Source organism: Cloacibacillus sp. (genome assembly GCA_036655895.1).
GTDB lineage: Bacteria > Synergistota > Synergistia > Synergistales > Synergistaceae > JAVVPF01.
Genome location: JAVVPF010000004.1, coordinates 62,848 through 76,989, shown reverse-complemented (window position 1 = coordinate 76,989; position 14,142 = coordinate 62,848). Strand labels below are relative to the sequence as shown.

Annotated in this window: 11 protein-coding genes; 6 read left to right on the top strand and 5 right to left on the bottom strand. The window is 56.7% G+C overall.

Translation table 11 applies throughout. The annotated features are described in order from the left end of the window. Positions 1-63: 63 nt before the first annotated feature. Both larB and RRY12_02590 read left to right on the top strand, forming a co-directional pair. Complete coding sequence (gene larB / locus RRY12_02595) at positions 64-819, top strand: nickel pincer cofactor biosynthesis protein LarB (GenBank protein ID MEG2183542.1); 756 nt, start codon at positions 64-66, stop codon at positions 817-819. Between the two features lie 2 nt (positions 820-821). Further along, a complete protein-coding gene (locus RRY12_02590; protein ID MEG2183541.1) occupies positions 822-1,616 on the top strand; it encodes a LarC family nickel insertion protein in 795 nt (264 codons plus the stop codon). 125 nt (positions 1,617-1,741) lie between these two features. Here the strand turns inward: RRY12_02590 and RRY12_02585 are convergent, their stop codons facing one another. Beyond that, positions 1,742-2,905 (bottom strand): PLP-dependent aminotransferase family protein, encoded by a 1,164-nt coding sequence (locus tag RRY12_02585; GenBank protein ID MEG2183540.1) that lies wholly within the window; start codon positions 2,903-2,905, stop codon positions 1,742-1,744. 121 nt (positions 2,906-3,026) lie between these two features. Then, a complete protein-coding gene (locus RRY12_02580; GenBank protein ID MEG2183539.1) occupies positions 3,027-4,163 on the bottom strand; it encodes an aminotransferase class I/II-fold pyridoxal phosphate-dependent enzyme in 1,137 nt (378 codons plus the stop codon). 348 nt (positions 4,164-4,511) lie between these two features. Between RRY12_02580 and RRY12_02575 the strand changes: the two genes are divergently transcribed. The 3 genes from RRY12_02575 (at position 4,512) to RRY12_02565 (ending at position 8,562) form a co-directional block, all read left to right on the top strand. After that, positions 4,512-5,231 carry a GntR family transcriptional regulator gene (locus tag RRY12_02575; protein MEG2183538.1) on the top strand — a complete coding sequence of 240 codons (720 nt, stop codon included), beginning with the start codon at positions 4,512-4,514 and terminating at the stop codon, positions 5,229-5,231. Further along, positions 5,224-6,129 (top strand): glycyl-radical enzyme activating protein, encoded by a 906-nt coding sequence (locus tag RRY12_02570; protein ID MEG2183537.1) that lies wholly within the window; start codon positions 5,224-5,226, stop codon positions 6,127-6,129. The genes RRY12_02575 and RRY12_02570 overlap by 8 nt, the downstream gene beginning before the upstream one ends. 72 nt (positions 6,130-6,201) lie before the next feature. After that, positions 6,202-8,562 carry a glycyl radical protein gene (locus tag RRY12_02565; protein MEG2183536.1) on the top strand — a complete coding sequence of 787 codons (2,361 nt, stop codon included), beginning with the start codon at positions 6,202-6,204 and terminating at the stop codon, positions 8,560-8,562. A 127-nt stretch (positions 8,563-8,689) separates the two neighbouring features. Here RRY12_02565 and RRY12_02560 read toward each other — a convergent pair whose 3' ends face one another. The 3 genes from RRY12_02560 to cls are packed head-to-tail and all read right to left on the bottom strand — an operon-like array spanning position 8,690 to position 12,671. Beyond that, a complete protein-coding gene (locus RRY12_02560; protein MEG2183535.1) occupies positions 8,690-9,931 on the bottom strand; it encodes a ribonuclease H-like domain-containing protein in 1,242 nt (413 codons plus the stop codon). A 2-nt stretch (positions 9,932-9,933) separates the two neighbouring features. Further along, positions 9,934-11,082, bottom strand: a complete 1,149-nt coding sequence (locus RRY12_02555; protein ID MEG2183534.1) for a metallophosphoesterase — start codon at positions 11,080-11,082, stop codon at positions 9,934-9,936. After that, complete coding sequence (gene cls / locus RRY12_02550) at positions 11,082-12,671, bottom strand: cardiolipin synthase (protein ID MEG2183533.1); 1,590 nt, start codon at positions 12,669-12,671, stop codon at positions 11,082-11,084. Before cls ends, RRY12_02555 begins: the two co-directional genes overlap by 1 nt. A gap of 212 nt (positions 12,672-12,883) precedes the next feature. On the opposite strand from cls, the gene fucO reads away from it, so the two are divergent. Further along, positions 12,884-14,038, top strand: a complete 1,155-nt coding sequence (gene fucO, locus RRY12_02545) for a lactaldehyde reductase (protein ID MEG2183532.1) — start codon at positions 12,884-12,886, stop codon at positions 14,036-14,038. Positions 14,039-14,142 lie beyond the last annotated feature (104 nt).

The window sequence follows — 14,142 nt, the reverse complement described above, 5'->3', positions numbered from 1 at the left end:
TGAGAAAGTCACGTTATAGCAGTTACAACAAGGTTTTTAGGATGTGGAGGTTAGGCTACGGGGATGGATAAAAAAGAGATAAGGGAAATGCTGGAGAAGCTTTCCACAGGCTCCGCCACTGTGGACGAGGTGATGCTGAAACTCAAAACGGAGCCCTTTGAGGACCTGGGCTTTGCAAAGCTCGACCGCCACAGGGCGCTTAGGCAGGGCGCGGCGGAGGTGATCTACGGCGCTGGCAAAAGGCCGGAGCAGATAGCGGAGATAACGGCCGCGATGCTCGCGGATGGACAAAAAACCGTCCTCATAACGCGCATGAGCGAAGAGGCCGCGGCCGTTGTGGGGCGCTCATCGCCGCTGCGCTATTACGAGGTGGGCAGAATAGGCGTCGCGGGCGAAATGCCAATCCCTGACGGCAGAGGGAAAATCGTCGTAGCCACTGGCGGCACAAGCGACATTCCCGTAGCGGAGGAGGCGGCGCTTACGGCGGAAGCTTTGGGAAACGAAGTGACTCGCCTTTACGACGTAGGAGTTGCAGGCATCCACAGGCTGCTTGCGCACAACGACGACATCATGAGCGCCTCCGCCATAATCGCCATAGCGGGCATGGAAGGCGCGCTTGCAAGCGTAGTAGGCGGGCTTGCGGACTGCCCCGTCATAGCCGTTCCAACCAGCGTAGGATACGGCGCCTCCTTCGGAGGGCTTTCCGCGCTGCTTTCCATGCTCAACTCATGCGCAAGCGGCGTCTCCGTCGTGAACATTGACAACGGCTTCGGCGCCGGCTACCTTGCCGGCATGATAAACCACATTGGAGTGAAATAATAATGAAGACGCTTTACATTGACTGCGGCATGGGCGCCGCGGGCGACATGCTCATGGCGGCGCTGCTTGAGCTGCACCCGGCCCCTGAAACATTTATTGAAAAAATGAACGCGCTTGGCATTCCGGGCGTTGCAATATCGGCCGCGCCATGCGTAAAATGCGGCATAACGGGAACTCATGTCACCGTCACGGTAGGCGGCGCGGAGGAAGAAAGCGCCGACGCCTCCTGTCACCACCACCACCACCATCATCACCATCACCACGACGCGCATAGCCACGCGCACGAACACGCGGGGATGCACGAGATAGAACATCTTATCTCGCACCTTGAGCTGCCGGAGGCGGTGCGCTCCGACGTGCTGTCCGTCTATTCCCTTATCGCCTGCGCTGAGAGTCTTGTACACGGCAGGCCCGTAGCCGAGGTGCATTTCCACGAGGTGGGCGCGATGGACGCAATAGCCGACATCGTTGGAGTATCCCTGCTGCTGAGTGAGATAGCGCCTGAGCGGATAATTGCCTCGCCCATCCATGTAGGAAGCGGCCACGTTCACTGCGCGCACGGCGTGCTGCCGGTGCCGGCTCCCGCCACGGCGCAGATACTGCGCGGCGTGCCCATATACGGCGGCGCTCTGCGCGGCGAGCTCTGCACGCCGACGGGGGCCGCGCTCCTAAAACATTTTGTAGCGGCTTTTGCGCCGATGCCAGTCATAAAAATTGCAAAGATAGGCTATGGCATGGGCAAAAAAGATTTTGAATGGGCAAACTGCGTAAGGGCGATGCTGGGCGAGACTGACTAGCGCGTCGCGTGCCAGCCTGCGCCGCGCGCGTTGTCCGATATAAAAAAAGTCCCGTTCCAATCGACGCGCGTCTGCTGGAACGGGATTTTTTATTTAGATGGGGCGGCCTCTTTGGTGGTTCGTCCCTACAGGACCTCGGCTAGCCTCTTAATTCCCTCGCGGATAACTTCGGGGGTCGAGTTCGTGTAGTTGAGCCTAAAGGTGTTGACGTCATGCTTGTTTGCGTAGAAGGGGTCTCCCGGTACGAAGGCCACTTTTTTCTCCATAGCCTTGTGGAATATATCAAGCGACGAGACGCCTTCGGGAAGCGTCACCCAGATGAACATGCCGCCCTCCGGCTCTGTGAACTTGACGTTGTCAGGGAAAAATTCCTTCATCGCGGCGAGCATCGCGTCGGCCTGCGTGCGGTAGAGCTTTGTTATCTTTTCCACGTGGCTCTGGTATTCGTTGTGCGCCAGGTAGTCCTCTATCAGGTACTGCGCGAAAATGTTTGAATGCAGGTCGCTGGATTGTTTTGCCGTGACAAGATGGTGCATAAGCTCGCCGTCCTGCGTGATGATGTAGCCAAGCCGCATCCCCGGCGTCACAGTCTTTGAGAAGGTGCCGAGAACGACGCTGTGCGCCAGCTTGCCCGCGCCTATATAAGGCAGATGTGTGCCTTTGAAGCGCAGTTCCCCGTACGGGTCGTCCTCAACGAGCACGGTGTCGTATTTTTCAAATAGCGCGCATATTTTTTCGCGGCGCTCCTTCGAGTAGGTGAGGCCCGAGGGGTTCTGGAAGTTCGGCACGACGTAGGCGAATTTTACGCGCTCTTGTTTCAGAGCATCCTCTAATTTTTCAAGGTCAAGGCCGTCCTCTTCCAGCGTCACGGGGAGGAACTCCGGCTCGAACATGCAAAAAGCCTGTATTGCGCCAAGGTAGCCCGGCTCCTCGATGATCAGGCGGTCGCCCTTGTTGAGCAGCACTTTAGCTATGAGGTCGAGCGCCTGCTGGGAACCTGTTGTGATAAGCACGTCGTCCGTCTTGATATTCAGGCCGAAATTTTTGTTGTACTTGTCGGCGATATACTGGCGAAGCGGCAGAAGCCCCTCCGTTGTCGAATATTGAAAAACCTTCCCTCCGTTTTCATCAATAATACGGCAGGCGGACTCTTTAAGCGCCTCTTCGGGGAAAGAGATGGGGTTTGGCAGGCCGCCCGCGAAAGAGATGACCGTCGGGTCCTGTGTCACCTTCAAAATATCGCGTATAAACGAAGAAGGCGTAGTTAAAATTCTGTCTGAATAGCGCATGATGCATCACTCCTTGGATTATTAAAGCTGTATCTCCTGCTAAGACGCGGGCGCGGCAGACGCCGCGCCTTATGCCTCTCAAAAGTCTTATGTGAAAAAAATACGAGACCGCGTGCCGGCCCTATATGGATTTTTCCTTTTTTTCGCGCATCTCGTCGACTATCTCCGCAAAGACGGCAAGCGCCTTGCTGAAGTCGCGGCGGCCCAAGCCAACGCGGAAATGGTTCGTGTCGAGGCCGAAGGCGCGTTCGCCTATTATCAGAAGTTCTTTTTCCGTCATAGCCTTTTCGCACATCTCCGTCACGTCAAACGGCGGCAGAAGACGCGGGAAGGCGGTGGCGCCTCCATTTGGCTGTATCCACTGGAAGAGGTCGCGGTTCTTCTTGAAGAAGCCCTCCGCTATATTGAGGTTTTCCAGCACGATCTTGTGGTTGCGCTGCAGCAGGTCGGGCGCGTTGCGCATCGCTATCGTGGCCAGCACCTCGCCGGGGGCGTTGTTGCAGAGCGTCGTGTAGTCCTTGTATCCCGCGCACTCTTCTATCATCTGGCGGTTCTTTGAAATGAGCCATCCCATGCGCGTGCCGGGAAGTCCATATTTATTGAGGCCGCCCACCGCTACGCCGCGCGGATAAATGTCGGCTATCGACGGCAGCACCGCCGCCGGGTCGTGCTCCATGCCGCGGTAAGTCTCTTCGTTGAATATCCACGTGCCGTTTCTGTCAGCGAGGTTCAGTATCCTGTCCATCTCGGTGCGCACCGGGATATATCCCGTGGGGTTGTTCGGCACGTTCATGACGATAAGCTTTGTCTTCGGCGAAAGGTTGTCCGCAAGGAAATTCACGTCAAGGCGCCAGCCCCAGCTAGTCACTTCAAGAGGCCACTTGATCACCTTGCATCCCAGCGCACGCGGAAGCTCATAAAGCGACGGCAGCGTCGGGTGCATGACGATCACCTCGTCGCCCTGATCCAGCATATTGTTCATAAAGATGAAAATGCCCTCTTCGGGCGTCAGCTCAAGGATGTCGGAGGGACGTATTGAGTGGTACCGCGCGGCTATCGCTTCGCGCAGCAGCGGAAAGCCCTGCGGCCTTGTGTAGCCGAGGCTGAGATTGTCCCAAAGCGCCAGACACTCAGGGTCCGCCATCTCAAGGACCTCGTTCATTGTGATGCCCTCGCATGAAGACTGGCTCAGCATATACTTTGCCATTGCCGAGTAGCGGGCGAATAATCTTTCGAGCTTGAATGTTTTAATTTTCATTAAGGTTTCCCCTTTCACTCATAGGTCTCTGCCGCTGTGATAATTTGCAGAAATTCAGTTGTATTGGCATAGTATAACCTTTTTTTGTAAAGCTGTAATCCCTGATAATAACCAAAATTTCCCACAACTGAAGTAAGCTGTAATATAATATAAGGCGCTGGAAGATTATTAAATAAACATGCTGAAATAAATAGAAAAATATCACGATAATATAAAGCGAAAAGGCAGTTGAACTTGTAATGACGGGATTATTCAAAATGCCAAGATTTTATATTGAAAATATTTTAAAAATTTATTTGCAATCTGATATATCTGTGCTACAATTATTTCATGAGAGGGGAATATAGAATGACGTGTGAATCGCATTTTACATTAAAATCGCTCAGAGAACAGGTTTACGATTATCTTCGTATCCAGATGAACGAGGGGAAGATACGCCCCGGCTCGTTCCTCAACCTGAACGACATCAGCCGCGAGCTTGGAATGAGCCGCACGCCTCTTCGCGACGCGCTTTTCCAGCTAGAGTCGGAGGGATTCATCACCATCTTCCCAAGGCGCGGCGTCGTCGTAAACGCCCTTTCCCTCGAAAAGATCCGCAACATCTACGAGATGCTGGGCGCGCTTGAATCTGCCGTGCTCGTGCTGGTCGCCGTGCGTTTTCGCGACCCCGATGCGGAACTTATGGAAAAATATAACCAGCAGATGCGCAAGGCGCTGGACCAGAATAATTTTACGCTGTTCTACGACACCAATCTGAAATTTCACAACGTCTATCTTGACTTAGCGGACAACCCTGAGATGACCCATTCGATAAAAATCCACAAAGAACGTCTCTACGATTTTCCGCGCAACAAATCATTTGTAAAAGAATGGGAGCTTCATTCGCTCGACGAGCACAACATCATCATAGAACTTATGCGCGCGCACGACTTCAACGGCGCCGCCGACTACGTCCGCGACGTTCACTGGTCCTTCGCGGTCCAGGAACGCTTCATACGCAAATATTATTTCGCAAAGCATCTAGACCTTGACATATCGTCGGAAGAGGAGACTGTTTCTGTTGAGTAAAAAAGGCGTTATTTTCGACATCAAAAGATATTCCATACACGACGGGCCGGGCACGCGCACCACGGTGCATTTAAAAGGCTGCCCGCTCGTCTGCCAGTGGTGCCATAACCCGGAGAGCCAGTCGGTAATGCCCGTGGTGCTCTTTCGCGCCGAACGCTGCATCGCCTGCGGTTCCTGCGTCAAAGCCTGTCCAAACGGCGCCGTCTCTGTGACGGGCGGCGCACTCGTCACAGACGACGCCCTCTGCAACGGCTGCGGCGCCTGCTGCGACGCCTGCCCTGCTGAAGCGCGCGAAATATGCGGGCGCCCCTACACTGTGGAGCAGCTCATGGAACAGCTTCACAAAGATGAGATATTTTTCCGCGATGGCGGGGGAGTAACCTTCTCAGGCGGCGAACCCTTCATGCAGCCCGAGTTCCTCTTTGACGCGCTTGACTCCTGCGGCGCGGCCGGCTTCCACAGAGCGCTTGATACCTGCGGCTTCGTCCAGAAAAGCATCATAATGGACTCCGTCAAACGCGCAGAGCTCTACCTTTACGACATAAAGCACATGGACCCGGAAAAACACAAAGAATACACCGGAGTGGACAACGTCGTCATCCTTGAGAACCTGGCGGCGATCGCCGAAGCGGGCGCAAAGATAAACATCCGCGTTCCGTTCATGCCCGGGCTAAACAGCGGCGACGAAAACATGCACGCGCTTGGCAAATTCGTGCGTCCGCTTTCCGGCATAACCGCCGTAAACATCCTGCCCTACCACACCGTAGCAAAAGGCAAGCACGACCGCTGGCACATGGAGTACAAACTCGAAGAGCTTCTTCCGCCGACAGAGAACCAGACGCGGCACGCGGCGGCCATCCTTGAGGGCTACGGACTAAAAGTACATATCGGCGGTTAGCTTCCCGCCGTTTACGCGACGCCATACAGAAACAGATAAACTATTACATCATAAAACGGGAGGCAATTAGAGATGAACGAAAGAATCAAAAAAATGCGCGATGAGAGCTTCGAGACCCACCCGACTATCGACATTGAAAGAGCGGTGCTTGAGACGGAATTTTACAGCCAGCACGAGGGCAAGCTTCCTATGCCGGTGCTCCGCGCCTCAAACTTCAAATATCTTTGCGAAAACAAGACCATCTACATCGGCCCTGAAGAGCTTATCGTAGCGGAACGCGGCCCCAAGCCCCGCGCGGTATCCACCTTCCCCGAACTCACCTGCCACAGCCGCCACGACTTTGAGGTGCTCACCACGCGCGCCCAGCAGAACTACACGGTAGACCCCAAAGACATGGACGTCTACGAAGAAAAGGTGGAGCCGTACTGGCGCGGCCGCTGCATGAGAGACCGCCTCTTTGAGCGTATGCCAAAGAAGTGGACCGATCTCTACGAAGCGGGCACCTTCACCGAATTTGGCGAGCAGCGCGCGCTTGGACATACCATGCTTGACGGCCTCGTCTATGAAAAAGGCATGCTCGACCTCAAAAAAGACATCGCGGAAGCCCGCGCGAAACTTGACTTCATAAACGACCCCGAAGCCACCTCAAAAGACGAACAGCTTCAGGGCATGGACATCTCCTGCGACGCCATGATAATCTTCGCAGAGCGTCACGCGGAGCTTGCCGAAAAAATGGCGGCCGAATGCACGGACGAAAAGCGCCGCGCCGAGCTGCTCAAAATAGCCGAAGTCTGCCGCTGGGTACCGGCCCACGCGCCGCGCACCTTCTGGGAGGCCGTCCAGATGTACTGGTTCGTCCACCTCGGCACCATCACAGAGCTCAACGGATGGGACGCCATGAACCCCGGACACATCGACCAGCACCTCGGCCGCTTCTACGAGACCGAGACCAAAGCCGGCTCCCTTTCCCGCGACGAGGCAAAAGAGCTGCTCTCCTGCCTTTGGATCAAAATCAACAACACCCCTGCGCCTCCGAAAGTCGGTGTCACGGCAAAAGAAAGCGGCACCTACAACGACTTCACCAACATCAACCTGGCAGGCCTCACGCGCGACGGCCGCGACGGCTCAAACGACGTCACCTACATCTGCCTTGAGATATTCGACGAACTTCGCCTTCTCCAGCCGCAGGGCAACGTACAGGTGAGCGAACGCACGCCCGACAGCGTACTCCGCGCCGCCGCCCGCGTATTCCGCAACGGCATGGGATACCCCTCGATGTTCAACTGCGACATGGTCATCCAGGAACAGATGCTCGCCGGCAAAACGCTTGAAGACGCACGCGAAGGCGGAAACTCAGGCTGCATCGAAACAGGCTGCGCCGGCAAAGAGGCCTACCTGCTCCACGGCTACCTCAACGTGCCCAAGCTCCTTGAATATACGCTCTCAAACGGCGTAGACCTCCTGACGGGCAAACAGGTCAGCATCAAGACCGGCGAACTCTCAGAGTTCAAAACCTTCGACGACCTCTACAACGCCTTCGAGAAGCAGATGGAATACGCGGTAGAGACAAAGGTCGGAGTAGACAACTACCTGCGCTACCAGTACGCCACAAAAATGGCGGCCACATTCCTCTCATGCGTCATTCGCGACTGCATTGAAAACGGCAAAGACTACTACAACGGCGGCCCGCGCTACAACACAGACTACATCCAGTGCTGCGGCATAGGCACCATCACAGACAGCCTCTCCGCCATAAAGAAGCACGTTTTTGACGACGGCAGATACACGCTCGAACAGATTGTCGACGCGATAAAGAAGAACTGGGAAGGCTGCGAAGAGATGCGCCTCACCCTCTGGAACAAGACCCCCTTCTTCGGCAACGACGACGACTACGCCGACGACATAATGAGAATGGTATACGAGAGCCTCTACAAGACGATAAACGGCAAACACAGCATCTTAGGCCCCACCTACCACCTGAACATGCTCTCCACCACCTGCCACAACTACTTCGGACAGAAGCTGGCGGCCACTCCGAACGGACGCTTCAGCGGAATGCCAGAGTCTGACGGCACATCACCGAGCCACGGCGCAGACCGCCACGGCCCCACCGCCGTAGTCAAGTCGCTTGCCAAAATGGATCAGGTAAAGTCCGGCGGCACGCTGCTCAACCAGCGCTTCCTGCCCTCTGTGCTTGCGGGCGAAGAAGGCATAGAAGGAGTAAAGAACCTCATCCGCTCCTACTTCAAGCTTGGCGGCCACCACATCCAGTTCAACGTAGTAGACCAGGAAACGCTCCGCGACGCCCAGACCAACCCCGACAACTACCGCGGCCTCCTCGTCCGTGTAGCCGGCTACAGCGATTACTTCGTAGACCTTGACAACTACCAGCAGGAAGAAATAATCGCAAGAAACGCACAGGAAGGCTTCTAGATTTTAGGCTTTTCTGAAGCATAGCAGCTATTGACGCCGCCCCGCGAACTGTTTGACCAACCAAAGTCAGACAGTTCGCGGGGCGGATTTTATTATTCACGTTAGGTTTGGGGCTTCGCCGCCGCTACTATTCTTCCTCATCGGGCGCCTCTGTCTCGCAGCGGCCTTTTTCCAGTTTTTTTATCAGGCGCTCTTCGCGGTAGAGGAGGTTTTCACGGTCGGTTTGCCAGCGTTTGTCTTTGAATATGCGGTGGCCTTCAAGCCAGCGGAGGGCGGCGCGAGTGTGGGCCAGGGCCTCTTCGCAGCGTTTTAGTTTGTGCTCTTCGAGCTTTGCCATCGCCTCCAGTGTGGGGACTGGGCGGCGGTCGGTCTCTAGCGCCTCCGCGTAGCAGGCGTGGGCTGCTTCGTAGTTGCCGGCGGCGCGTTCTGTCTCGGCGAGCCGCAGCAGCGCAAGATGTCTGTCCTGCGGGAAATCGAGCGCGGCGCGCCACAGTTCGCGCGCCTTTTCGTAAAAGCCTTTTGCGGCCCAGAGGTCGCCCGCGCGCAGCATCTCCGCGGCGCAGGAGCACTGGCCGCAGGCCATCTCTGCTACCTGAAGCTGCAAGGCGGCGAGCGATACTATGTCTAGCGTGTTGTGGTAGAAGATGCCGCGCAGCGGAGCCGCGTCCTGGTCGCGGAGGAACTGAGTGTACATCCACGGGATCTCGCTTCCGGGGACGTCCTCTCCGCTTCGGTTCAGCCCAAGCACGTTGCGTTCTATGGAGCCAAGCGAGCAGGAGGAAAGCCGCTCTCTGTAGAAGTGGCGCGCAAGCGTCAGCAGGTCTATGTGCGGCGCCGTGTTCCATGATGGCACGGCGCGGGAGAGCGTGTAGCGCGTGCGCAGCAGCGGCAGGTCGAAGGCGCGCCCGTTGTAGGTGACGAGGCCGCAGTCCGCGGGGAGTTCGTCCTCTATTGCGGCAAGCCACGCGCGTTCCCACGCCGGGCCGGCAAGAAAGAGCTGGACTACGCTGAAAAAATCTTCATGGCAGAGGCCAAGCCCGATGAGAAAGGCGTATGTACCTGTGCCGCCGGAAAGCCCCGTCGTCTCCGTGTCAAGAAATACGGAAACGGGCGTGCCGCCCCAGTGCGAAAGCGTCTCTCCGCTTTTGCGCAGGGGGGCGAGCTGGCGCTTGCCGTAGTATCTGCCGTAGGCGAAGCGCCGTTCCATGCGGTAGACGCCGCGCGCCGTCCACGCGCCATCCGGGAGGCCGGGGATGTCCAGCTCCTTTGGCAGTGTTTCGCGCGGCGCGCTTATTTTGCCCTTTGCCTCAGGCAGAAGGCCGTCTAGACGGCCAAATTTTTCCTGGTCGAAATTCCGCGGGCGCGCCAATTTTATTCCTTTTCCTTTTGCACGAGGTCGATAACCACGACCTCCGGCGGCGCCATGAGGCGCACGGGCGGCCCTACGTAGCCCGCGCCGTTGCTTGTGTAGAGAGTGCTGCCGTTTTTGAGTTTTTTAAGCCCGCGAGAATGGCCCGCAATGAGAAGCCGCGAGGTGGGCAGGGGTATCATCTGCCCGCCGTGCGTGTGCCCCGACAGCTGCAGGTCGAACATCCCCTCCGTGCCTATTTCAACGACGGGGCGGTGGCGCAGAAGGAGCGTAAAAAGCCCCTCATGCTCGCAGCGCGCGTTTACGATGGCGGTCTCGGAGCGAGAAAGCCCCCATTTCGCCTTTTGCAGGTGGGCCGCGTCGTCTACGCCGATGACGCAGAGGCCGCCCGCCTCGACCCATTCGTTGTGCAGCACGCGCATACCGGAACGCTCCATGAAATCAACGGCTTTGTCGATGTCGTCGTAGTAATCGTGGTTGCCCGTGACGGCGAAAAAGCCGTACTTTGGACGTATGCGGCGGAACATTGAGGCTTCGCGGCCGCGCCCTTCAAGGCAGCCGTCCGCCACGTCGCCCGTGACCACCACCATGTCGGGGCGCGCTTCGCGGACGCGCCGCAGGACGGCCGCCAGCAGTTTCACGCCGGTGTAGGGGCCGAGATGCAGGTCGGTAAGCTGCACGATGCGCAGCCGCTTCGTATGCTTCGGCAGTTTGTCGGTGGGCAGCGTCATGTAGGTGCTGTGTATCGTGTGGGCCTCTCTTATGCCGAAGGCAATGACCGCCGCGGCCGCCGCCATCGCAAGCGCCGCTTCGGAGGCCGGCTGCGCCGCGGCCTCCAGCATGTAGTTTACTAGGTCGAAAAAGATCATGAGGAAAAACGAAAATAGAACAAATAACAGCCAGACGCTGCCTGCGCGGTCCGTCCAGCGGCGAAGAGCCGCGCTGCGCAGGCGCTTTGTGCGCCGTGCCAGGTAGGAGAGCCCCGTCATTGCGACGCAGGCCATTATCCAGACAACGCCCGCCGTGCCGCGTGCGTCCGCCGCGGCAAGCCTGTTGTATATATATAAATAGATGAAACAGAGAACGACGCCGCAGACGAGCCAGAAGGCTGAATGTTCGGAAAAGCGCCGTTCAAATACCCTGTCCGTCATTAAATCTGCGCCGAATAGAGCCTGCCGAATGATTCAAGTATCTTCTGCCACAGAGGGCGCTTTTCCCATTCGGAAAGCTTTATCTCGCAGGCGTCGAGCATATCTTTTTCAAACTGGCGTCCAAACTCTTCCGCTATATTTTTGTCGTAGATGAAGAGCTGGTCTTCAAAGTTTATATCAAGGCTGCGCACGTCCATGTTGCAGGTGCCGACTGAGGCTATGCTTGAGTCGCAGAGCACGGATTTCGTGTGTATGAAGCCCTTTTTGTACATGAAGACGCGGACTCCGGCGCGCAGAAGCGGTTCGACGTTGCTGCGGCTGCCCCAGTAGACGAGGAAATGGTCTTTTGTCGAAGGCATCATGATGCGCACGTCTACGCCGGCAAGCGATGATGCGACGAAGGCTCCCATAAGCTCCGGCCCGGGGACGAGGTAGGGCGTCGTCACCCAAACGCGCCGCTGCGCGCGCGAGATCATGCCGTAATAACCCTTAGCGATGGAGTGCCACACGCTGTCGATGCCGCTTGCCACAACCTGAAGCGGGACGACTGGAAAGTCGGAATAGTCGCGTTCGATGGGACGGCCGTCTACGAGAAGTTCAAGTTCCTCGCAGATGGCGACCGGTTCTCCGGTGTCGCGTACGCACCAGTCGTGCAGGAATATCTTATGCAGCGCGGGCACAGCCTCGCCTTCAAGCCGCACGAAGGTATCGCGCCAGAAGCCAAGATGACCCTTTCCCTCGTACTCCTCTCCGATATTGAGGCCGCCCGTGAAGCCCACGGCGTCATCTACTACGAGTATTTTTCTGTGGTTGCGGAAGTTCATCTTGCGCCGAAAAAGCGGAAGCGCCACCGGCAGAAAGGCGCGGCACTCTACGCCGCCCGCCGTGAGGTCTTTCACGAAGGCCGGCTTCAGCCCCCAGCTTCCGACCGCGTCGTAAAGCAGGCGCACCTTGACGCCGCGGGCGGCGGCCTCCTTAAGCAGCGCGCCGATGCGGGCGCCGAGCGCGTCTCCCCGCACCACGAAGAATTCCATGTGGATGAAGCTTTGCGCCTGACGGAGCGCCTCTTCAATGGCGGGGAAGGTCTCGTCGCCGTTCAGCAGTATTTTCACGCGGTTGCGCATCAAGAGGTCGGCGCCGCTTGCCGCGTGCAGCAGTCGGCCTATCAAAAACTCTGATTCCTTATGCTGGGGGAACGGCGAATGGTCGAAGTCGTAATTTTTCGCGGGGCGGAACTGCCTGCGGTTCGTGATGCTCTTTAGATCCGGCCCCATGATGAGATAGATAAAAAATCCAAGCACCGGCACGAAGATGAGCACGAGAAGCCAGAGGATGGTCCTGTCCGGGTTCTGCCCCTCCATGAAAATGACGGCGGCTACAAGCATCGAATAGAGGATTATAAAATGCCAGGCGTAGCTTTTGAGGATGCGGCAGAAAGAGCCAGTCATCTTTGTGAAATGCGGCGTTACGTCAAGGCCCTTTTCCGTATAGACGAAAAGCTCCTGCGCAAGTGAAACAATGGAGGGCAAGAGCCCTATCATAAAGGCCGCAAATACCGCCCAGAGAAACCACTTCGCAAATTTATTCAAAACATCATCCCATCCTTTTATATACGCCTTAGTCCGTCAATCTTATATTTGATGCTCTCCTCTGTCAAACGAAAGAGCGCCTAAGCCGACTGCTGCGTGAATTTCGGTATGCGCGGGCTTGAAAAAATCGCGCAAAGGACTATAGTAATAATTACAGATAAGTGAATCATTGCACGAAAGGCAAAAACTAAACTTATAAAGGAGAGATAACAATGGCAAATCGCATGGTATGGAACCCAACGGCATATTTTGGAGCGGGAGCTGTAAAAAACATCCCGGATGAGGTGAAGCGCCGCGGCTTCAAAAAGGCGCTCGTCGTAACGGACAAGGATCTTATAAAATTCGGCGTGGCAAAGCGTGTCTTTGACGTGCTGGATGCGGCCGGCCTCCCATACGAGGTCTTTGACGGGCTGAAGCAGAACCCGACGATAAAGAACGTGCAGGACAGCGTAGCCGCCTTCAAAAAGGCCGGCGCGGATTATCTCATAGCAATTGGCGGAGGCTCTTCGATGGATACCGCAAAGGGCACCGGCATCATCATAAACAACCCGGAGTTCGCCGACGTCCGCTCGCTTGAGGGCGTCGCCCCCACAAAAAAGCCGGCGGTGCCTATCTTCGCCGTGCCCACAACGGCCGGTACGGCGGCTGAGACCACCATCAACTACGTCATCACAGACGAAGAGAAAAAGCGCAAGTTCGTCTGCGTAGACCCGCACGACATCCCGCAGATAGCGGTCGTCGACTCCGACATGATGAGCTCGATGCCGAAGGGGCTTGCCGCGGCCACCGGCATGGACGCGCTTACGCACGCCATCGAAGGCTATGTCACGCCGGGCGCATGGGAACTCTCCGACATGTTCAGCTTAAAGTCCATCCAGATAATCGCGGACAACCTGCGCGCCGCGGTAAACGACGGAGATGCCGCCGCGCGCGAGAAGATGGCCCTTGGCCAGTACGTGACCGGCATGGCCTACTCAAACGTCGGCCTCGGCCTCGTCCACGGAATGGCGCATCCTCTTGGCGCCTTCTACGACACGCCGCACGGCGTAGCAAACGCGCTGCTTCTGCCCTTCATCATGGAATACAACGCCGAGTACACAGGCGAAAAATTCCGCGAGATCGCGCGCGCCTTCCACGTCGCGGGCGTAGACGAAATGAGTCCGGAGCAGTACCGCAAAGCCGCGGTCGACGCTGTGCGCCAGCTTGCGCTCGACGTCCACATCCCGCAGAAGCTTTCGGAGCTTGGCGTCAAAGAAGAGGACTTGCAGTTCCTGACGGATTCCGCCTTCGCCGACGTCTGCACCCCGGGCAACCCGCGCAAAACGAACAAAGACGAGATAATGGAGCTCTATAAGAAGGCCATGTAAACTAAAAAATAATTTACAGAGGCGTGGGGGGCCGGGGCCGGGGGGGGGGCGGCCCCCCCGCTGGTTTTTTGGGGGCCCGGGTTTTTTTTTTTTTTTTTTTTTTA

Coding starts and splice junctions, on each gene's coding strand:
- RRY12_02590 (MEG2183541.1), top strand. CDS start 822: ATGAAGACGCTTTACATTGACTGCGGCATGGGCGCCGCGGGCGACATG.
- RRY12_02575 (MEG2183538.1), top strand. CDS start 4,512: ATGACGTGTGAATCGCATTTTACATTAAAATCGCTCAGAGAACAGGTT.
- RRY12_02555 (MEG2183534.1), bottom strand. CDS start 11,082: ATGACGGACAGGGTATTTGAACGGCGCTTTTCCGAACATTCAGCCTTC.
- RRY12_02565 (MEG2183536.1), top strand. CDS start 6,202: ATGAACGAAAGAATCAAAAAAATGCGCGATGAGAGCTTCGAGACCCAC.
- fucO (MEG2183532.1), top strand. CDS start 12,884: ATGGCAAATCGCATGGTATGGAACCCAACGGCATATTTTGGAGCGGGA.
- larB (MEG2183542.1), top strand. CDS start 64: ATGGATAAAAAAGAGATAAGGGAAATGCTGGAGAAGCTTTCCACAGGC.
- RRY12_02585 (MEG2183540.1), bottom strand. CDS start 2,905: ATGCGCTATTCAGACAGAATTTTAACTACGCCTTCTTCGTTTATACGC.
- RRY12_02580 (MEG2183539.1), bottom strand. CDS start 4,163: ATGAAAATTAAAACATTCAAGCTCGAAAGATTATTCGCCCGCTACTCG.